The organism is Aliidongia sp., assembly GCF_035943795.1.
Lineage (GTDB): Bacteria > Pseudomonadota > Alphaproteobacteria > ATCC43930 > CGMCC-115725 > Aliidongia.
In genome coordinates this window covers 62,151-81,528 of record NZ_DASZBY010000066.1, presented here as the reverse complement: position 1 = coordinate 81,528, position 19,378 = coordinate 62,151, and the positions used below count along the sequence as shown (strand labels likewise).

Sequence of the window (19,378 nt, the reverse complement as noted above, 5' to 3'; positions counted from 1 at the left end):
GATCGATTATTCGGTCATCATGTTCTGATAGGCGGCCGCTGCCTGCTGCTCGAATTTTATATACCAATCGAGGTTGATCGTGAGCTGTTTCGCTGCGTTTTCCGGGTAGGACGGCAACAGCTTGGCATAGGCGGGATCGATCGCGCCGATGGTATAGGCCGTCGTGTTGGTCGGGCCGTAGGTGATGTATTTGGTGAACTCGGCCTGGTATTGCGGCTTCACGATCTCGGCCAGGAACCGCATGGCCAGGTCCTTGTGCGGCGCGCCCTTGGCGATCGCGTAACAGTCGTTGTCGAGCAGCGCCTGATTGAAGGTATAGGCCACCTTGGCGCCGTCCTTGGCGACGACGTCGAACCGGCCGTTCCAGCCGGTGATCATGTCGACCTCGCCATCCTTCATCAGCTGCGCGTGCTGGGCGCCCGACGACCACCAGACGGCGATGTTCGGCTTCAGCTCCTTGATCTTCTTGATCGCACGCTCGATGCCACCGGGCTGCGACAGCACCTCGTAGACCTTGTCGGCCGGAACGCCATCGGCCATCAGGGCGGGCTCGAGCGAGCCTGCGACGGCATTCCGGTACGACCGCTTGCCGGGGAATTTCTTCACGTCCCAGAAATCCGCCCAGCTCTGCGGGCCCTTGTCGCCATAGGTCTTGGTGTTCCAGGCGAGCACGGTCGAAAACACGTCGCCGCCGACGCAATAATCCTGATAGGTGCCCGGCACGAAATGCGAGACATCGATGGTTTTGTAGTCGAGCTTTTCCAGGATGCCCTCGGTGCCGGCGCGTGCCGCACTGCCCGAGCCGCTGGCGACGATGTCCCAGGTCACCGCACCCGCCTTCACCTTCAGCCTGAGGTCGGCGATGCCGGTGTAGGTTTCTTCCTTGAGCGTGATGCCCAGCGCCTTGGCGGCGGGCTGGAACAGGGCCTTGCTCTGGCCGTCCTGGTAGGCACCGCCGAACGACACGACGGTCAGTTCCTCGGCGCCGGCGGATCGGGTGCCGCAACCGACGGCGATCAGGATGGACAAGGCGGATCCCATAAGCGTCTTCGCGCGCATCGATCGTCTCCCTATCGGTTGGTGGCAGGCGTATTCAGGACACTTCACTCACTTGATAGGCCGAGCGCTCCAGCCAGGAAGGTTCGATCTCGATCCCCCATCCGGGTTCGCTCGGTATCGTCACCATGCCGTCCTCGACCGTGTAGGGCCAATTGCGGAACAGGCCGTCCTGCCAGGGGTAGTAGTCCGGACCCTCGATCGAGAATTCGAGATATTTGCCGGCATTCGGAATGGCGCCCAGCAGATGCATGGTGAACAGCGTGACCATGCTCAGGTTGGCGCTGTGCGGGGTGCACGGCAGGCCGGCCTCGGCACCCATTTCGGCCACCTGCAGGGTGCGCGTGATGCCGCCCATGTAGCAGACGTCGGGCTGGATGATATCCACGGCGCGCGTGCCGACGATCTGTCGCCAGATCTGGAACTGGCAATCCTGCTCGCCGCCGGTGACGTCGATATCGAGGGCGTCGGCTACCTGCCGGGTCTGCTCAATTTCCCAATAGGGGCAAGGCTCCTCGTAGTGCGACACCCCGTGGTCCTGCAGCATGCGCCCGACCTCGATCGCGCGCCCGGGCGAAAATCCGCTGTTGGCGTCGACCAGCAGGGTGGCGCCGTCGCCCAGCGCGCGGCGCACGGTCGGCACGATCTCCTCGGTGCGGCCAGGCCATTCGTCGATGTCCCGGCCGTACTCGGCGCCGATGCGGAATTTGAATGCATCGAAGCCGCGTTCGTCGCGCAGGCGCAGCAATCGCTCGGCCTCCTGGACCGGCGTGATGTCGCGCTTCATCGACGAGGCATAGGCGCGCAAGCGGCCCGGCGTGCCGCCCAGCAACTCGCAGACGCTCTTGCCTTCGCGCTTGCCGCGCAAGTCCCATAGCGCGGTATCGAGGCCGCACATCGCGCGGCACAGGTAGGATCCGGGAAATTTATGCTCGCGCCGCGGAATGTCATCCATCAGTGCCCGGATATCGTGGGCGTTCCGGCCCAGTACCCAGGGAGCGATCTGCCGGTGGACCACCAGTGCCGTGATATCGGCATTGTAGGCCGAGACCTGTCCCCAGCCTTGCGCACCATCGTCGGTCGTGACGCGCACGAACCCGACGAACGGATTGCAGAAGGTTTCGATGCTGCGGATTTTCATGCTGGCCCGACCGGGTTGAAGAACGCCATGCCGGGTAGGATCGACACAGATTGGTTTGCGATCTAAGGTCCATTCTCGACAGCGAATAAGACCAATTCCGGCCCGGGTGCAGCCCATGGTGAAACGCGAAGGTGGCGCGCTGCTGTTGTCGATCGTGATCGACCGGCGTTCCCCCCGCCCGATCGGCACGCAGCTTTACATGGCGGTCCGGGATCTGATGCTGGCGGGCGCCATCGCTCCCGGCGCCCGGCTGCCGGCCAGTCGCACGTTGGCGCGCGATCTGGGCCTGTCGCGCACCACCGTGATCGATGCGTTCGACCGGCTGATCGCCGAAGGGCTGGTCGAGGCCCGCGTCGGGTCCGGTGCGTTCGTCAGCACCGTGCTGAATGCCGAGCGACCGCGCCGCGCGCCGATCGAAGCGCCGCCGGCGCTGCCACACAAAGCCCATTTGTCGGAGACGATGCGCTGGGCCGTCGACCGGTTCAGCGAGCGTTCCAGGCTGCCGCACGCGCCCCGCGCCTTCGTCACGGCGCTGCCGGCCTTCGACGTGTTTCCCATGGCGCAATGGGCACGGCTCGCGGCCAAGCACTGGCGCGGCGACCGTGAAAGCGTGATGGGCTACGGCGCCCCGTTCGGCTATGCCCCGTTGCGCGAAGCGGTCGCGGCCCATTTGCGCGCCAACCGCGGCATCGCCTGCGAGCAGGCGCAGATCTTCATCGTCGGCGGTGCGCAGCAGGCCTTCCACCTGATCGGCAGCGTGCTGCTCAATCCTGGAGACAAGGTCTGGTTCGAGAACCCGGGCGCCATCGGTGCGCGCAACAGCCTGCTGGCCAGCGGCGCTGATCTGGTCCCGGTCCCGGTCGACAGCGAGGGCCTGCGGGTGGACGAGGGGCTGCGGCGCAGCCCCGACTTCCGGCTGGCGTTCGTAACGCCCTCGCACCATCAGCCGCTGGGCCACGTCATGAGCCTTGAGCGGCGGTTCGCGTTGCTGCGCTCCGCCGAACAGGCCGGCGCCTGGATCATCGAGGATGACTATGACGGCGAATTCTTCTTCGGCCGCCGACCGCCGCCGACCCTGAAGAGCGTCGACCGGACCGGTCTGGTGATCTATGTCGGCACCTTCAGCAAATCGCTGTTCCCGGCCTTGCGGCTGGGTTTCATGCTGGTGCCGCCGTCGCTGGTCGAAACGTTCGAGCGGGTCTCCGCCGCTTTCGTCCAGGGGGTACCGACCAGCAACCAGGCTATCGTCGCCGATTTCATCGAGGAGGGGCATTTCGCGACTCATATCCGCCGCATGCGCCGCATCTACGAGGAACGCCACGATACGCTGTGCGATGCCGCCGCGCGCGATCTGGGCGACCTGCTGCAGGTCATGCGCAGCGACAGCGGTCTGCACACGATCGGCCTGCTGCGCCGGGACCTGTCCGAAATCGCGGTCGCGCGGGCAGCGGCCGAACGCGATATCACCGTCTCGCCGATCGCCCGATTTTCGATCGAGCCGATCGCGCTCAAGGGCCTGGTCCTGGGGTTCGGCGGCATTCCGCCCGCCGTGATACGGCGCGGCGTGGCGTTGCTGGGCGAGGTGCTGCGCGACCAGGCCCGGCGACGACCGTAATGGTATGGGCAATTCTGCAAACTGGACCTGCCGACCAAACCGTTATGCGGCCACTCTGCATCCTGTGCTTTTCCTTCAACCGCCAGGCGCCTGAAGTTTCATGACGCATTTCGACTATATCGTCGTGGGTGCAGGATCGGCCGGTTGCGTCCTCGCGCGGCGGCTGAGCGAAAACGGTGCGCTGAAAATCCTGCTGCTGGAGGCGGGCGGCAGCGACCGGCACCTCTGGATCCAGATGCCGATCGGCTATGGCATGTCGTTCTACAATCCGCGCGTCAACTGGATGTATCGGACCGAGCCGGAGGCGGCACTGGCGGATCGCCAGGGCTATTGGCCGCGCGGCAAGGTGCTGGGCGGCTCCAGCTCGATCAACGCCATGGTGCATATCCGCGGCCAGGCCGCGGATTTCGACGATTGGCGGGACCTGGGCAATCCCGGCTGGGGCTGGGACGACGTGCTGCCCTATTTCCGCAAGTCCGAGGATTTCGCCGGCGGCGCCGATGCCTGGCGCGGGGCGGGCGGCCCGCTGCATGTAGCGGATGTCGCGCGCGACTGCCATCCGCTGTGCCAGGCCTATCTGCAGGCCGGTGCCGAGATCGGCTTGGCGCGCAGCCCCGACTTCAACGGCGGCAGCCCGGAGGGCGTCGGGCTCTATCAGATCACCATGCGCGGCGGCCTGCGCATGTCGGCGGCGCGCGCCTATCTGCGACCGGCGATGCGGCGCCCCAATCTCCAAGTCGAGACCGGGGCCCAGGCGACGCGTCTGCTGTTCCGCGACCGGCGCGTCATCGGCGTCGAGTATATCCAGCAGGGCGTGCGGAAGACGGTGACGGCCGGCCGCGAGGTCATCCTCGCGGCCGGTTCGATCAATTCTCCGCAACTGCTGCAACTGTCCGGCATCGGCCCGGCCGAGCTGCTGCGCCGGCACGGCATCGATGTGCTGGTGGACCGGCCGGGCGTCGGGCGCCATCTGCAGGACCATCTCTGCATCGACCACCTGTATCGATCGCGGTTGCCGACGCTCAATCAGGAACTGGGCACCTGGTCGGGCCGGATCCGGGCGGCCGTGCGCTACGCCCTGTTCCGCCGCGGACCGCTGTCGATCAGCGTGAACCAGGGCGGCGGCTTCGTCCGTACGCGACCCGATCTGCCGCGACCGAACATGCAGCTGTATTTCTCGCCGCTCAGCTACACCCGGGCCGTGCCGGGCAAGCGGGCGCTGATGCGGCCGGACCCGTTCCCGGGCTTTCTGTTGAGCGCGCAACCGTGCCGGCCGACCAGCCGGGGGTACCTGGAAATCCGCTCCGCCGATCCGCTGGCGGCACCGATGATCTTTCCGAACGCACTCTCGACCGACGAGGACGTCCGCGAGATGCTGGACGGCACTCGGTTCCTGCGGCGGTTGGCGGTGGCACCGTCGCTGGCGGCGATCGTCGCCGAGGAAATCGCGCCGGGGCGGGCGGTCCAGTCCGACGAGGAATTCATCCGCGACATCCGCCAGCGAAGCTCCAGCGTGTTCCACCCGGTCGGTTCCTGTCGGATGGGTCCCGACGAACGGACCGATGTGGTGGATGCGGACCTGCGGGTCCATGGTGCCGAGGGTCTGCGCGTCATCGATGCGTCGGTCTTTCCGGCCGTGACCTCGGGCAATACCAACGCGCCCACGATCATGGTGGCGGAAAAGGGCGCGGATCTCGTACTGCGCGGCACGTAGGACAACAGAGCGAGGCCGCGGAATGGATGTCCAGGATGTCAAGCTGACGCCCTATTGGTGGGACCAGGTGCCCCGGCCTGAAGTGCCGGTGGCACCGCTCCCGTCCCGGGTCGACGTGGTGGTGATCGGTTCGGGCTATACCGGCTTGAGCGCCGCGCTGCAGACGGCGCGCGGGGGGCGCGACACGCTGGTGATCGATGCCGGCGACGTCGGTTGGGGCTGCAGCACGCGCAACGGCGGCCAGATCTCGACCAGTATCAAGCCGGGCTTCGACGCGCTCGCCCGCCGGCACGGGCGGGAGCGTGCGGCGGCCATCATCCAGGAGGGGCGAAACTCGCTCGCCTGGGTCGCGGCCTTCGTCGAGGCCGAAAAGATCGACTGCGACTTTCGCATCGTCGGCCGGTTCCACGCCGCCCATAGTCCCGGGAAATACGAGGCGCTGGCCCGGCAATTGGACGCACAGCCCACGGTCGAGGCGCATCTGGTGCCCCGTTCCGAGCAGCGCGGCGAACTGGGCACCGACGCCTATTTCGGCGGGGTGGTCTATGCCCGGCACGCCTCGATCGATCCGGCCAAATACCATCGCGGCATGCTGGAGCGCGCAGTGGCCGCGGGCGTGCGGGTCGTGGCCCATTGTCCGGCGACCGACATCCGGCGCGAGAGCGGTGGCTTCCTCGTCCAGACCGCGCGGGGGCCGATCGCCGCCCGGCAGGTCGTGGTCGCGACCAACGGCTACACCGGCCGATTGACGCCCTGGCTGCAGCGCCGGGTCATTCCGATCGGCAGCTACATCATCGCGACCGAGCCGTTGGCGCCCGGCGTGATGGCGCGGCTGATGCCCAAGGGCCGGATCGTCAGCGATACGCGCAAGGTCGTCTATTATTACCGGCCGTCGCCGGACAACACGCGGATCCTGTTCGGCGGCCGGGTCTCGATCGGCGAAACCGATCCGCGGGTCAGCGGACCATTGCTCCATGCCGCGATGACCGAGGTTTTTCCAGAGCTTTCGACCACCCGGATCAGCCACTCCTGGTACGGGTTCGTGGCCTATACCTTCGACGAACTGATGCATATCGGCGAGCGGGACGGGCTGCATTACGCCATGGGCTATTGCGGCTCCGGCGTCGGCATGGCCGGCTACCTCGGCATGCGGCTCGGCCGCCAAGTACTGGGGCTTGCCGACGGCGCGACGGGCCTGGACGGCGTCGAGTTCCAGACGCGGCCGTTCTATCGCGGCAATCCGTGGTTCCTCGCACCCTCCGTCATGTATTACCGCTGGCGCGACAAGCTGGCCCGCTAGATCCTGAGCCTCGGCACGCCCGTTCCCCAACGGGCGCCACGGCCGCGCGAAGAAGAGCCGCCAGGGCCTCCCCGTCGATCGGCTCCGATGCGGACATCTGCTTCCAAGATTCGCTCATTGCGCCCGTTCCTGCACCGCAACGGGCCGCCCCCTGCTCTGCTTGGCGGTATAGGGCAGGACGAACATGTACAGGCCGCTGAACAGAAGCAGGAACAGCGGCGCCAGCGGCGAATAGACGATCCAGAGGGGGCGCTCTGCCTGTCCCATGATGCCGAAATTGGCGATGACGGTCACGGTGAAGACGATGGACAGCCAGCGATGGGTCTGCCGAATCCATTTGCTCATGGTCAATGGACCTCCCTATGAGGTGGTATGTATCGAAGCGGATGGTTCGAATGATGCCGGCAGAGGTCAGTCCACCTTGACCAACATCTGCTCCAGGGCGGCAAGGAACTGTTGCCACCCGATCTTGGCGCCCTGGTAGGCCCGCTGCTGATCCGGCCGGAAGCCCGATTGCTCCATGCGCAGGCGGGTGCCCGCGCTGGACGGGGTGAGAGTCCAGGTGACGACGCTCTCGAGACCTTGGGCATCCCACGTGTAGGACAGCGTCTTGTTCGGCTCGACGGCCAGCACCCGACAGTCGACCGAGCCCCAGCCTGCGCGAAAATCGAACCGGTGGCCCGTGACGGGCTTGAAGTCGCTCTTCATCAGCCACTCCTCGATCAGGTGCGGTTGGGTCAGCGCGCGCCAGATCTTTTCCGGCGGATAGGGTATCTCCCGTTCGACGACGACGGAGCGCGTCTCGGCCGCTGTATTGTTCATTGATCCATCCTTTTCAGCAGATCTTCGAGGTCGTCGAACCGGCTTTCCCAGAACCCCGTCATCTGACTGGTCCAGTCGACCAGCGGGGCCAGGGCATCGAGCTGCGCGCTATAATGCGTCTGGCGGCCTGTGTGGCGGTCGCGCACCAGACCGGCCTGCTTCAGCACGCCCAGATGCTTCGAGACAGCGGGCTGCGAGACGCCGGCCTGTGCCGTCAGCGCCCCGACCGTCTGCTCCCCGTCCCGGCACAGCCGTTCGAAGAGGGCTCGCCGAGTCGGATCGGCGAGCGCTTTGAACAGAGTGTCATGATCTAGGGGCATCGGCATACATAACTCTCCAGCTATGAGTTATCAATAGCCGAAGAGTTATGTATCGGTCAATCGGGAAGTTCGCACCGGCGCTTCGCCGCTTTGACTGGTCAGATCCCTCGTGAAAGGACCCGTCCCTCGCGGGCGCCGCTATGCGCCCCTTGCCACCAGGTCAGAACCCCGTTGACGATCACCGCGTCGACCCCCTGCGCCGGTTCGCACGGCGTATCGTAGGTCGCTGTGTCGCGCACGGTCGCCGCATCGAACACGACGATGTCGGCATGATTGCCGACGGCGATCGTGCCCCGTCGGGCGATCCCGAAATTCTTCGCGGTCAGCCCGCTCATCTTCCAGACGGCGGTTTCCAGCGGAAACAGGCCCAGGTCGCGGCTGTAGTGACCGAGCACGCGCGGGAAGGTGCCCCACAGGCGCGGGTGCGGCTTTTCGCCGATCGGCAGGCCGTCGGAGCCGATCATGGTCTCGTCGAAGGCCAGGATCGCCCGCACGTCGCCTTCGTCCATGCTGAAATAGATCGCGCTGGCCGGCTGCAGGCGCTCTGCCGCCTCGACCAGGCCCAGGCCCCATTCGGCAGCGATGTCGGCCAGGTCGCGGCCAGCCTGCTCGGGATGGCTGCCGCTGGTCGCGATACGCACGCGGCCCTGCAGCTTGGCTTCCTCCGTGTGCAGCATGGTCGAGCTGGCGTTGTAGGGATAGCAATCGAGCGCCACGCACTGGCACGCCATCGCGGCGCGGATCAGCGGCAGGGTGACGGCCGATTTGCCGAAGTTCGCCTCGCGGTGCAGCTTGTGGTGGGAAATCACCACCGGCACCTCCAGCGCGCGGCCGATCTCGAACGTCTCGTTCAGGGAATCGACGCAGCCCTCCGCTTCGTCGCGCATGTGGGTGACATAGACCGCGCCCGAGCCGGTCAGCGGCCGACAGACCTCGATAACCTCCGCCATCGAAGCCATCGCGGCCGGTGGATAATAGGTGCCGGTCGAAATGCCGATGGCGCCGGCCTCGAGCGCTTCGGTCAGCAGGTCCTGCTGCGCCGCGATCTCGGCCGGCGTGGCGGCGCGGTCGAGCCTGGCCATGGTCGTGACCCGCAGGGTCGTGTGGCCGACCATCGGCGCCACGTTGACCGAGGCGGGTGCTTGGCGCAGGGCCGCCATATAGTCGGCGAAGTGCCTGAACGCCGGTGGTGCCGGCGGGCCTTCCGCGGCCAGCAGGGTCAGCGGCATCGGCCGCGGGGTATCGGGATCGAGCGGCGCGATGCTGATGCCGCAATTCCCGGTCACCACCGTGGTGACGCCCTGGGAGATCTTGCAGATCATCTGCGGATCGGCCAGCACCGCCCCGTCGTCATGGGTATGGGAGTCGATGAAGCCCGGCGCCACGATCCTGCCCGCAGCCTCGATCGTGCGCGCGGCGGTGCCGGCCGAAAGGTCGCCGATCGCGACGATCCGGCCGTCGCGGACGCCGACGTCGGCGCCGAAGCGGGGGCTGCGCGTGCCGTCGATCACCGTCCCGCCGCGAACGAGCAGGTCGTAATGGTCGGGTATCGTATCGGTCATGGGGCACCTCGGGTCGGGACTTGCAAAGCGACGGGGCGGCCGGTCAGGGTGCCGGCGGGATCGCCCCGGTCTGCGAACAGATCAGCCCATAATGCTCGATGCGGCGATGGCGCGCGAAGTCGAAGATCGTCCGTTTGCCGAACAAGGTCGCATCGAGGTCGCAGGCATGGACGATCAATTCGTCGGCCTCGGTCTTTGCCTCGACCATGATCCGGCCTTCTGGATTGACGATCAGGCTGCCGCCGATCATGGGGAAGCCATCCTCGATGCCGGCCTTGGCGACGGCGACGACCCAGGTCGAATTCTGGTAGGCGCCGGCCTGGACCGACAGCCGGTTATGGAACAGCCGCCGTTCCGGCCCCTCGGCACTGTTCTGCGAGTTGACCGACGGCGTGTTGTAACCGAGCAGCACCATCTCGACGCCTTGCAGGCCCATGACGCGATAGGTCTCGGGCCAGCGGCGGTCGTTGCAGATGCACATGCCGAAGATGCCGTCCATCGTCCGCCATACCGGAAAGCCCAGGTCGCCCGGTTCGAAATAGCGCTTCTCCAGGTGCTGGAACGCGCGCTCCGGATCGAACTCGGCATGGCCGGGCAGGTGGACCTTGCGGTACATGCCGACGATGGCGCCGGTCCGGTCGGCGATGATCGAACTGTTGAAATGATGCCCGTCCGGCGTCAGCTCGGCATAGCCCAGATACATGCCCATGCCATGGCGGGCCGCACGCTCGAACAGCGGACGCGTCACCGCGTTCGGCATCTCGCGCTCGAACCAGCTGTCAATCTCGGCCGAATCTTCCATGTACCAGCGCGGGAAGAACGTGGTCAGCGCCAGCTCGGGAAAGACGATCAGGTCGGCACCGGCCTGTTTGGCCTCGTCCATCAGGATCAGCATACGGGTGACGACTTCGGCGCGCGGTTCGTCCCTTTGGATCGGGCCCAGCTGGGCGCCGGCGACGGTGACCTTGCGCATGGTCGGGAACTCCTCTGTGTTTCAGATGTCGTCCGGGTCGAAGGCCGGGGTGCCGTAGGGATAATAGGCGGCCAGATCGACGGTTTCGTACACGAGCCCTTCCAGGCGCACGGTGCCGAGGAACGGCTGGTCCGGCTCGACCAGCAGGATGGTCCGGGCAAAGCCGGTATCGTCGAAGCCGCGCCGGAAATGCACCCGGGACTTGAGCGCGATCACGTCGAACGCGCCGGGATCCAGCCCCGCCTCGACCAGCGACGTGGTTTCGATGACCTGGGTCAGATAGCGGCTGATCACCAGCACGTTGCCACGGCCGAACCCGACCTGGACCCAGCGGTCGCCGTCGTTCTGGCCCAGCCCCTTGGTCACGCGGAGCACGGTGCCCTGGACGCGCACCGGCTGGCCGGCCGACGGGTCGGCCAGGCCGCCGATTTCCCGGTCGAACGCATCGCCCGCCTTCATGCCGTCGTCCAGCAGCGCGTCGATCGCCTGGGCATCGGTCACCGTGGCGACCAGCACCTTGGCCAGATCCCCGTCGATGATCTCGCGCAGCAACCAGGTGGCATAGCCGGAACGGTCGCTATGGTCGGCCAGCACGACAGGCGTCCGGCCCTCGGTCACGGCCTGCCGCGCCAGGGCCACGCCATCCTTGATGAGGTGGATCTTCGTCGTGTTCAGCAGCGCTTCCCGCTGGCGCCACGCGGTCTGGGCCATATCGCGGGCGATCCTGCGCGCCAGCTCGGGCCTGCCGTTGGTCGTCACCTGGAACGTCATGCCGACGTCGGGTACGTCGGCCCAGGGGAAGCCGAAGAAGAAATTCACGGTGACGTCGGGCTCGCGCGCTTCCCAGGTGAGGGCGCGCTGCACCAGGTCCATCCAGGGTGAGGCCCCGGTCCATTGCAGCACGGTCGGCGAGATGATCGGCACCTTCACCGTCACGGCGGCCGGCACATAATCGCCGCGGATGGCCCGCACCAGCATGCGCGCCGCACGCTCGCCCTGCAGGCGGTCGTCGTAATGCGGGAAGTATTTCACGGTGAACGCCAGGTCGGCGTGGCGCAGGAATTCCGCATCCTCGTTGCCATGGGGATCGAAGGTCGCGGCGATGAATGCCTTGGGTCCGACCACCTCGCGCACGCGCCGGGCCAGTTCCGCTTCCGGCCGCGCCACGCCGCGCACCGCCATGGCGCCGTGCAGCGACAGGTAGACCCCGTCGAACGGGGCGGCCGCCGCGATCTCGGCGATCATGGTGCCGACGAAGTGCTCGTAGGTCTCATGGGTCAGCCAGCCGGAGCCCGACCCGGTCTTCGCCTCGAGCGGCGAGGTGATGCCGACCAGCTCGACCCCGTCGAACTCGTGCGCGACCTTGACGAAGCCGCCCAGGTACGACCGTCCCTCGGCACCGAGCAACGCCTCGCCCCGGGCCGGCGAGCCTTCGAACGTGAAGTCGGCGACCGTGGTGTCGTAGGGCAGGAAGGTGACGGTCTCGTGCGAGAACTTGAGCACGGCGATGCGGATCGGCGATGCCGTCATGGCGGGTCTTCCTCGGGATCAGGCAGGCACGGCGTCGAGATGGCAGGCCGACGTCTGGCCCGGCTCCGTCGTCGGCCGCAGCAGCGGCTCCTCGCTGCGGCAGCGGTCGAACACATAGGGGCAGCGCGACTGGAAGCGGCAGCCGTCGGGCGGATTGATCGGGCTCGGCACGTCGCCCTTGAGGATGATGCGGTTGCGCGCCACCGTCGGGTCCGGCACCGGCACGGCCGACAGCAAGGCGCGCGTATAGGGATGATGCGGCGTGGCGAACAGGGTGCGCCGGTCCGCCAGCTCGACGATCTTGCCCAGGTACATCACGGCGACGCGATGGGTCAGGTGCTCGACGATCGCCAGGTCGTGGCTGATGAACAGCAGGGCCACGCCCAGCTCGTCCTGCAGGTCGGCCAGCAGGTTGACGATCTGCGCCTTCACCGACACGTCGAGGGCCGAGACCGCCTCGTCGCAGATGATCAGGTCGGAGCCCGGGGCCAGCGCGCGCGCGATGCCGATGCGCTGGCGCTGGCCGCCAGAGAATTCATGGGGGAAGCGTCGCATGGCATCGCGCGGCAGGCGCACTTTGTCCATCAAGGCCGCGACGCGATCCTCCAACTCGGACCCATGGGCGAGGCCGAAATTGACGATGGGTTCGGCGATGATGTCGCGCACCCGCTGGCGCGGGTTGAGGCTGCTGAACGGGTCCTGGAACACCACCTGGACCCGACGGCGGAAATCGCCGAGCCGGGAGCGAGGGACGTTGTCGACCCGCTGGCCGTCGAGCATGACCGCCCCGTCGGTCGGCTCCAGCAGGCGCAGGATGGTCTTGCCGAGGGTGGATTTGCCGCAGCCGGACTCACCCACGACCGACAGGGTCTCGCCGCGCGCGAGATCGAAGCTGACGTCGTCCAGCGCATGGACGACGTTCCTGCGCCCGCCGAAAAATCCCGCCTTGAGCGGAAAATGCTTCTTCAGCGCATGAACTTCCAGCAGCGGCCGCTCGGTCATGCCGCAAGCTCCCGAAGGGCATGGTGGCAGGCGACGAGATGGCCGGCGCGCTTCTCCTCGACGGCCGGGGCCATGCTGCGGCAGATGTCGGTGACCGAGGGGCAGCGGGATGCGAACGGGCAGCCGACGATCGGCACGCGCAGCGACGGTACCTGGCCGGGAATTTCGGTCAACCGGCTGCGCGTATTGCTTTCCAGCGACGAGCCGAGCTTGGGCACGGCGCCCAGCAGGCCGCGGGTATAGGGATGCAGCGGGCGGGCGAAGATGTCGCGCACGCTGCCCTCCTCGACCTTGCGGCCGGCGTACATCACCACGACCCGCTCGGCCATTTCGGCGACCACGCCCAGGTCGTGGGTGATCAGCATGATGGCCGATCCCAGCCGGCGCTGCAGGTCGCGCATCAGGTCCAGGATCTGCGCCTGGATCGTGACGTCGAGCGCCGTGGTCGGCTCGTCGGCGATCAGCAGCTTCGGATTGCACGCGAGCGCCATGGCGATCATCACCCGCTGGCGCATGCCGCCGGACAGCTGGTGCGGATATTCCTTCACCCGCCGTGCCGGTGCCGGAATGCCGACCAGGGTCAGGATCTCGACGGCGCGCCGCTCGGCATCCCGCGCCGACAGCCCCTCGTGCAGGCGCAGGCTCTCGCCGATCTGGCGGCCGATGGTCAGCACCGGGTTGAGGCTGGTCATCGGCTCCTGAAAGATCATGCTGATGTCCTTGCCGCGGATGGCGCGCATCTCGGCATCGGAACAGGCCAGCAGGTCGCGGCCCTGGAACAGGATCCGCCCGGCGATCTTGCCGGGCGGGGTCGGTACCAGCCGCAGGATCGACATGGAGGTGACGGACTTGCCGCAGCCGGATTCACCGACGATGGCCACCGTCTCGCCGGCATTGATGGTGAAGGACAGGCCCTCGACCGCCCGCACCACGCCGTCGATCATGCCGAAATGGGTCTGCAGGCCTTCGATCTGGAGCAGCGCATCGGCCATGGCTCAGATCCGCTTGGCGAGGCGCGGGTCGAGCGCGTCGCGCAGCCCGTCGCCCAGCATGTTGACCGCCAGCACCGTGATCGACAGGAACATCGCGGGGAAGAACACGATGAACGGCTTGACCTGCCACAGGGTGCGGCCCTCGGACATGATGTTGCCCCAGGACGGGATGTTGGGCGGCGTGCCGGCGCCGATGAAGGACAAGGTCGCCTCGGTCAGCATCGCCGAGGCGCAGACGAAGGTCGCCTGCACGATGATCGGCGCCAGGGTATTGGGCAGGATATGCCGCCAGATGATTTTCGGAATGCTGGTTCCGGAGGCAATCGCTGCCTCGACATAGGGCTGTTCGCGCAAGGAAAGCACAACGCCGCGCACCAGGCGGGAAACGCGCGGGATCTCGGCGATCGACACGGTGATCACCACGTTCGGTACCGAGGCGCCGAGCAGCGCCATGAAGGCGATGGCGAGCAAGATCGAGGGGATCGACATCAGCCCGTCCATGACCCGCATCACCACCGTATCGACCGGGCGGATGAAGCCGGCGCTGAGCCCGATCGCTATGCCGGCGACCGACGAGACGGCGGATACGGCGAAACCGACCAGCAGCGAGACGCGCGCGCCATAGACGACCCGGGAATAGATGTCGCGGCCCAGCATGTCGGTGCCGAACCAATAGAGTGCCGAGGGCGCCCGCGTGCGTTTGGCCGGCGCCAGCGCCGTAGGATCGACGGTGAACAGATAGGGTGCCAATACCGCCACCAGCACGATCAGGCCCAGCAGGACCCCGCCGATCGCGATGGCCGGATGGCGATAGACGAACAGCATGGTGCGGCCGCGCACCTTGCGGGGCGGCAAGACGTCCGGCAGGGCAGGGGCTGCCAGATATTGGGGATCGACCGGCAACCTCAATAGCGGATCCTCGGGTCGAACAGGGTGTAGAGCAGGTCGACGCCGAGGTTGACCAGCACATAGACGAAGCTGAACATCAGCACGATGCCCTGGATGATCGGGTAGTCGCGCCGCGTGATGGCATCCACGGTCAGCCGGCCGAGGCCGGGGATGGCGAAGACGCTCTCCGTCACCACGGCGCCGCCGATCAGGCTGGCGAAGCCGATGCCGACGACGGTCACGATCGGCACGGCCGCGTTCTTCAGTGCATGCACGAACAGGATGGAGCCCTGGTTTGCCCCCTTGGCGCGGGCGGTGCGCACGTATTCCTGGCTCAACACCTCGAGCATGGTCGCGCGCGTGATGCGGGCGATCAGCGCCATATAGACCATGCCCAGCGCGATCGAGGGCAGCACCAGGTTCATGAACCAGGGCCGGATGCCGTCCTGGATCGGCGTGTAGCCCTGCACCGGGAAGAAACCGATGCCCAGTTCGAACCCGTCCAGCGCGAAGACATAGGCCAGCACATAGCCGATCACATAGACCGGGACCGAGAAGCCGGCGGTCGAGATGATCATGCAGAAGCGGTCGATCGACGAACCCTGCTTCCAGGCCGCCACCACGCCCAGCGGAATGGCGGTGACGAGCGACAGGACCAGGGTGATCGCCATCAGCGACAGGGTCGGCTGGATGCGCTGGCCGATCATCGTGGTCACCGGCATGTTGGTGAAGATCGACGTGCCCAGGTCGCCGCGCAGCACGTCCCATACCCAGGCGCCGAACCGGATCAGGAACGGCCGGTCGAGACCGAGCGCCACGCGGATGCGCTCGATGTCGGCGGGCGAGGCCTGGTCCCCGGCGATGATCGAGGCCGGGTCGCCGGGGGCCAGGTACAGGAGCGAGAATACGAACAGGCCGACCACCGCCATGATGGGGATGGTGGCGAGCACGCGCCGCAGGATATAGGCGAGCATGGGGGCGTTTAAGCCTTTTCCACCCCCCAGAACACCGGGAAGGGTGCTTTGACGATGCCGGAGACGTTCTTGCGCCACGCGGTGTACTGCAGGAAGAACCCGGTCGGGATGTAGGTCACGTTCTCGAACGAGGCCTTGTTGATCGCGTCGGCGGCGGCCTTCTCGCTCGCGAGGTCGGGCGCAGCGTACCAGTCGGCAATGCCCTTCTGAACCGCATCCGATTTCGGCCAGCCGAACCAGGCGCCGTCGCCGCTTGCATCGAGCGCCGTATAGGGCGCGGGGTTGATGCAGTCGGCGCCGGCATGCCAGGAGTGGAAGATGTTCCAGCCGCCCTTGTCGACCGGATCCTTCTTGGCGCGGCGAGTGCCCACGGTGCCCCAGTCGGCGGCGACGTAATTGACGTCCATGCCGATCTTCTGCAGGAAATCGGCCGTGACGTCGCCTTCGGCCTTGGTGATCGGCACGTCGACCGGCACCAGCAGCTCGATGCGCTCGCCGTTGTAGCCGGCTTCCTTCAGTGCGCGCTTGGCGCCCTCGATGTCGCGCGGGCCCTTCAGCAAATCGCCGCCGGCCTCGGTATAGAGCGAAGTGCCCGGTGTGAAGAAGCCGGGGCAGATCTTCCATAGCGCCTGGTCTTCACCGGCCACGGCCTGCATGTAGTCGGTCTGCGACAGCGCCATCAGCAGCGCGCGCCGGACCGCCACCTTGTCGAACGGCGGGTTCAGGTGGTTCATCCGCAAGGTGCCGATGTTGCCCAGCGGATCGCCGATATCGACCTTGATGTTGGCGCTGCGCTTCAGCAGGGGCACCACGTCGGAAATCGGGTTCTCCCACCAGTCCACTTCGCCGTTCTGCAACGCCGCACTCGCGGTGGCGCTGTCGGGCAGGATGATCCATTCGATGCGGTCGAAGTTCATCTTCTTGCCGCCGGCGCTCCAGGACGCGGGCTCCTGGCGGACCGAATAGCCGTCGAAGCGCTCGAACACCGCGCGGGCGCCGGGCACCCATTCGTCGGCCTTGAACTTCATCGGGCCGGAGCCGACATATTCCTTGATCAGCTGGAACGGATCGGTCTTGGCGATGCGTTCGGGCATGATCAGGCACATCGGCGCGTTCGACTTGCCCAGCGCGAACAGCATCTTGGAAAAGGGCTTGTTCAGGCGGAAGCGGAACGTGCGGTCGTCGACCGCCTCCAGCGCGTCGAGCGAGGCCTTGATGCGCTGGCCCATGGTGTCGCGCACCATCCAGCGCTGCAGGCTGGCGAGCACGTCGCGCGTCGTCACCTTCTCGCCGTCATGCCATTTCAGCCCGTCGCGCAGCTTGAACGTCCAGACCGTGAAGTCGGCGTTGACCTCGTGCCCCTCGCACATCTGCGGCTTGGGCGTGATCGTGCTGTCCACGCCGTAGAGCGTGTCCCACACCATCATCGCGGCATTGCGCACGACATACTGAGTGCCGGCGACCGCATCCATCGAGGACAGGTTGGCCTGGGGCACGAATTTCAACACCCGCGTATTCTGCGCGAGGCTGAGGCGGGGTGCGGCAAGGGTCACGCCGGCAGCGGCGGCGGTGGTCAAGAATGAACGACGCTTCATGGTGTGGCTTCCTCACCGTGATGATCGGTTGGAACCTAGCAATCTACGTGCCTGAACAGGCCAAGGTCGGGGCGTGTCGCGCGTCGTTACACCGTACGGCCTGATGACGGGAGCGGTCGAACTATTTTGCACGCATCCGGGGCAGGCGATTGATCCTGAAATAGGCCGAAGCGTTCGACGTCATCGCCGCGCGAATACCGGTAGCCGCCGCTCGGCCATCGCCTTGACGCCTTCCTTGAAATCCGCCGTCTCGAAATGCTGCTGCTGCTCGGCCAATTCGTGATCGGTGATCGCGGCGACTGCGTCTGCAAGGCCCCGGCGCAGGGTGCGCCGGGTCGACGCCACGGCGATCGGTGCGGATTGGGCGATCTCGGTGGCGAGCGCCAGCGCCGCCGCGCGCAGCCCTGCCGTGGGTTGCAGCACGTCGACCAGGCCGATCGCGTGCGCTTCCTCGCCGCCGATCCTGCGGCCGGTATAGAACAGCAGGGCGGCTTTCTGCACGCCGATCACGCGCGGCAGGGTGACGCTGAGCCCGAAGCCGGGATGGAAGCCCAGGCGGTTGAAGTTGGCTGTGAAACGGGAGTCGGCCGCGGCGACCCGGAAATCGGCGACCAGTGACAAGCCCAGCCCGCCGCCCACGGCCGCGCCCTGGACCGCGGCCACGACCGGCGTCTCGCACCGGAACAGCCGCGCCGCGTGCTGATAGAGGTGCCCGCCTTCGCGCTCGCTGCCGACCACGGCGCTGGCAGGCGAGGTGAAGTCGGCGCCTGCACAGAAATTCCGGCCTTCCGACACCAGCAGGATGCTGCGGATCGCCGGGTCGGCATCGAACGCTTCGAACGCCGAGGCCAGTTCACGGATCAGATCGACATCGAAATAATTGTTCGGTCCGCGGCAGATCTCCGCGATGCCGACATGGCCGTCGGTGGTGATGCGAACGTCGCTCATGTCTGTGGCTCCTCCCTCAAGGATTTTCCGACGTCATCTGCCTTCGAATGTCGGCGGACGCTTCTCGAGGAATGCCGACTTGCCTTCGGCATGGTCGGACGTCAGGAACAGGGTGGATTGCGCATCCCGTTCCCAGTCGAGCGCCGCGTCCAGGCCGTTGGCGAGATATTGCTTGGTCAGCGCGACCGGCAGCGGCGCTGTCGCATCGAACAGGCGGGACCGTTCGATGGCGGCCGCCAGCGCCGTGCCCGGCGGCACCATCTGGTCGATCAGCCCGATCTGCAGGGCCTCGGCCGCACCGATCGGCTCGCCATACAACATCATCTGCCGCGCGCGACCCTGGCCGATGCGCAGCGGCAAGGTGTGCAGGCAGCCGAAGTCGGGAACGAGGCCGATCTTGCCGAACGACATGACGAAACGGGCATCTGCTGAGGCCACGACCGTATCGCCGGCGAGCGCCAGCCCGACGGCACCGCCGGCGCACCAGCCTTCGACCGCGGCGATGATCGGCTTGGCGCTCTTGATCATCAGCCGGACCAACCGATGGGTCAGGCGAAACCGCTCGCGGCCGGCTGCGAGATCGGCCGCATCCATGCCGCTGATGTCGCCGCCGGAACTGAACACGGTCCCGGCGCCGGTCAGCACGATGGCGCGCACCGAGCGGTCGCCCTCGATCCGCTCCAGCGCCTCGACCATGGCCACGCGGATCGGCATGCTGAGCGCGTTGCGCCGCGCCGGATTGTCGATCGTCAGCACGACGGTCGCGCCGTCGCGCCGTTCCTGCAGGGTCATCTGGTCAGGCATCGTCATCCTCCGGAGGAAAGGCCGGTCAGGCTCGAAAGGACATGAGGGCTGACGCCGGCGATGCCCGCAAGCGCCGTGAACCGCTCGGCGGGATGAATTCGGGAGGGCACGGGCGCCCCATGGGCTTTCCGCATCGGCCTCG

18 protein-coding genes are annotated in these 19,378 nt (G+C 66.7%); 3 read left to right on the top strand and 15 right to left on the bottom strand.

Going from position 1 to position 19,378, the window contains the following annotated elements; translation table 11 throughout:
* Nucleotides 1–6: 6 nt before the first annotated feature.
* Entirely contained in the window at nt 7–1,059 is a 1,053-nt protein-coding gene (locus VGV37_RS11410) for an ABC transporter substrate-binding protein (RefSeq protein ID WP_326879794.1), read from the bottom strand.
* A 34-nt stretch (nt 1,060–1,093) separates the two neighbouring features.
* Nucleotides 1,094–2,197: a mandelate racemase/muconate lactonizing enzyme family protein gene (locus VGV37_RS11405; protein WP_326879793.1), complete on the bottom strand. Its 1,104-nt coding sequence runs from the start codon at nt 2,195–2,197 to the stop codon at nt 1,094–1,096.
* A 115-nt stretch (nt 2,198–2,312) separates the two neighbouring features.
* Between VGV37_RS11405 and VGV37_RS11400 the strand changes: the two genes are divergently transcribed.
* From VGV37_RS11400 to VGV37_RS11390, 3 genes are all read left to right on the top strand, one after another.
* Nucleotides 2,313–3,812 (top strand): PLP-dependent aminotransferase family protein, encoded by a 1,500-nt coding sequence (locus VGV37_RS11400; protein WP_326879792.1) that lies wholly within the window; start codon nt 2,313–2,315, stop codon nt 3,810–3,812.
* A gap of 100 nt (nt 3,813–3,912) precedes the next feature.
* Nucleotides 3,913–5,526: a GMC family oxidoreductase gene (locus VGV37_RS11395; RefSeq protein ID WP_326879791.1), complete on the top strand. Its 1,614-nt coding sequence runs from the start codon at nt 3,913–3,915 to the stop codon at nt 5,524–5,526.
* A gap of 22 nt (nt 5,527–5,548) precedes the next feature.
* A complete protein-coding gene (locus VGV37_RS11390; RefSeq protein WP_326879790.1) occupies nt 5,549–6,826 on the top strand; it encodes an FAD-binding oxidoreductase in 1,278 nt (425 codons plus the stop codon).
* 114 nt (nt 6,827–6,940) lie between these two features.
* On the opposite strand, the gene VGV37_RS11385 is transcribed toward VGV37_RS11390, so the two are convergent.
* The 13 genes from VGV37_RS11385 to VGV37_RS11325 form a co-directional block, all read right to left on the bottom strand.
* The gene (locus VGV37_RS11385) at nt 6,941–7,171 is read right to left on the bottom strand and encodes a hypothetical protein (RefSeq protein WP_326879789.1); all 231 of its coding nucleotides are present in this window, start codon (nt 7,169–7,171) and stop codon (nt 6,941–6,943) included.
* A gap of 66 nt (nt 7,172–7,237) precedes the next feature.
* Nucleotides 7,238–7,648 (bottom strand): SRPBCC domain-containing protein, encoded by a 411-nt coding sequence (locus VGV37_RS11380; RefSeq protein WP_326879788.1) that lies wholly within the window; start codon nt 7,646–7,648, stop codon nt 7,238–7,240.
* Complete coding sequence (locus tag VGV37_RS11375) at nt 7,645–7,968, bottom strand: metalloregulator ArsR/SmtB family transcription factor (RefSeq protein ID WP_326879787.1); 324 nt, start codon at nt 7,966–7,968, stop codon at nt 7,645–7,647. Before VGV37_RS11375 ends, VGV37_RS11380 begins: the two co-directional genes overlap by 4 nt.
* A 98-nt stretch (nt 7,969–8,066) precedes the next feature.
* Nucleotides 8,067–9,530: a D-aminoacylase gene (locus tag VGV37_RS11370; RefSeq protein ID WP_326879786.1), complete on the bottom strand. Its 1,464-nt coding sequence runs from the start codon at nt 9,528–9,530 to the stop codon at nt 8,067–8,069.
* A 43-nt stretch (nt 9,531–9,573) separates the two neighbouring features.
* A complete protein-coding gene (locus VGV37_RS11365) occupies nt 9,574–10,503 on the bottom strand; it encodes an N-carbamoyl-D-amino-acid hydrolase (RefSeq protein WP_326879785.1) in 930 nt (309 codons plus the stop codon).
* 21 nt (nt 10,504–10,524) lie between these two features.
* Nucleotides 10,525–12,033: a M81 family metallopeptidase gene (locus VGV37_RS11360; protein ID WP_326879784.1), complete on the bottom strand. Its 1,509-nt coding sequence runs from the start codon at nt 12,031–12,033 to the stop codon at nt 10,525–10,527.
* 18 nt (nt 12,034–12,051) lie between these two features.
* Nucleotides 12,052–13,035, bottom strand: coding sequence for an oligopeptide/dipeptide ABC transporter ATP-binding protein (locus tag VGV37_RS11355; protein ID WP_326879783.1), 984 nt, complete (start codon nt 13,033–13,035; stop codon nt 12,052–12,054).
* Entirely contained in the window at nt 13,032–14,027 is a 996-nt protein-coding gene (locus VGV37_RS11350) for an ABC transporter ATP-binding protein (RefSeq protein ID WP_326879782.1), read from the bottom strand. The genes VGV37_RS11355 and VGV37_RS11350 overlap by 4 nt, the downstream gene beginning before the upstream one ends.
* A gap of 3 nt (nt 14,028–14,030) precedes the next feature.
* The gene (locus VGV37_RS11345; protein WP_414637973.1) at nt 14,031–14,936 is read right to left on the bottom strand and encodes an ABC transporter permease; all 906 of its coding nucleotides are present in this window, start codon (nt 14,934–14,936) and stop codon (nt 14,031–14,033) included.
* Complete coding sequence (locus VGV37_RS11340; protein ID WP_326879781.1) at nt 14,933–15,889, bottom strand: ABC transporter permease; 957 nt, start codon at nt 15,887–15,889, stop codon at nt 14,933–14,935. Before VGV37_RS11340 ends, VGV37_RS11345 begins: the two co-directional genes overlap by 4 nt.
* 8 nt (nt 15,890–15,897) lie before the next feature.
* Complete coding sequence (locus VGV37_RS11335) at nt 15,898–17,484, bottom strand: ABC transporter substrate-binding protein (protein WP_326879780.1); 1,587 nt, start codon at nt 17,482–17,484, stop codon at nt 15,898–15,900.
* A 180-nt stretch (nt 17,485–17,664) separates the two neighbouring features.
* A complete protein-coding gene (locus tag VGV37_RS11330; RefSeq protein WP_326879779.1) occupies nt 17,665–18,432 on the bottom strand; it encodes an enoyl-CoA hydratase/isomerase family protein in 768 nt (255 codons plus the stop codon).
* Nucleotides 18,433–18,465: 33 nt separating this feature from the next.
* Nucleotides 18,466–19,236, bottom strand: a complete 771-nt coding sequence (locus VGV37_RS11325) for an enoyl-CoA hydratase/isomerase family protein (protein WP_326879778.1) — start codon at nt 19,234–19,236, stop codon at nt 18,466–18,468.
* Nucleotides 19,237–19,378: the final 142 nt, after the last annotated feature.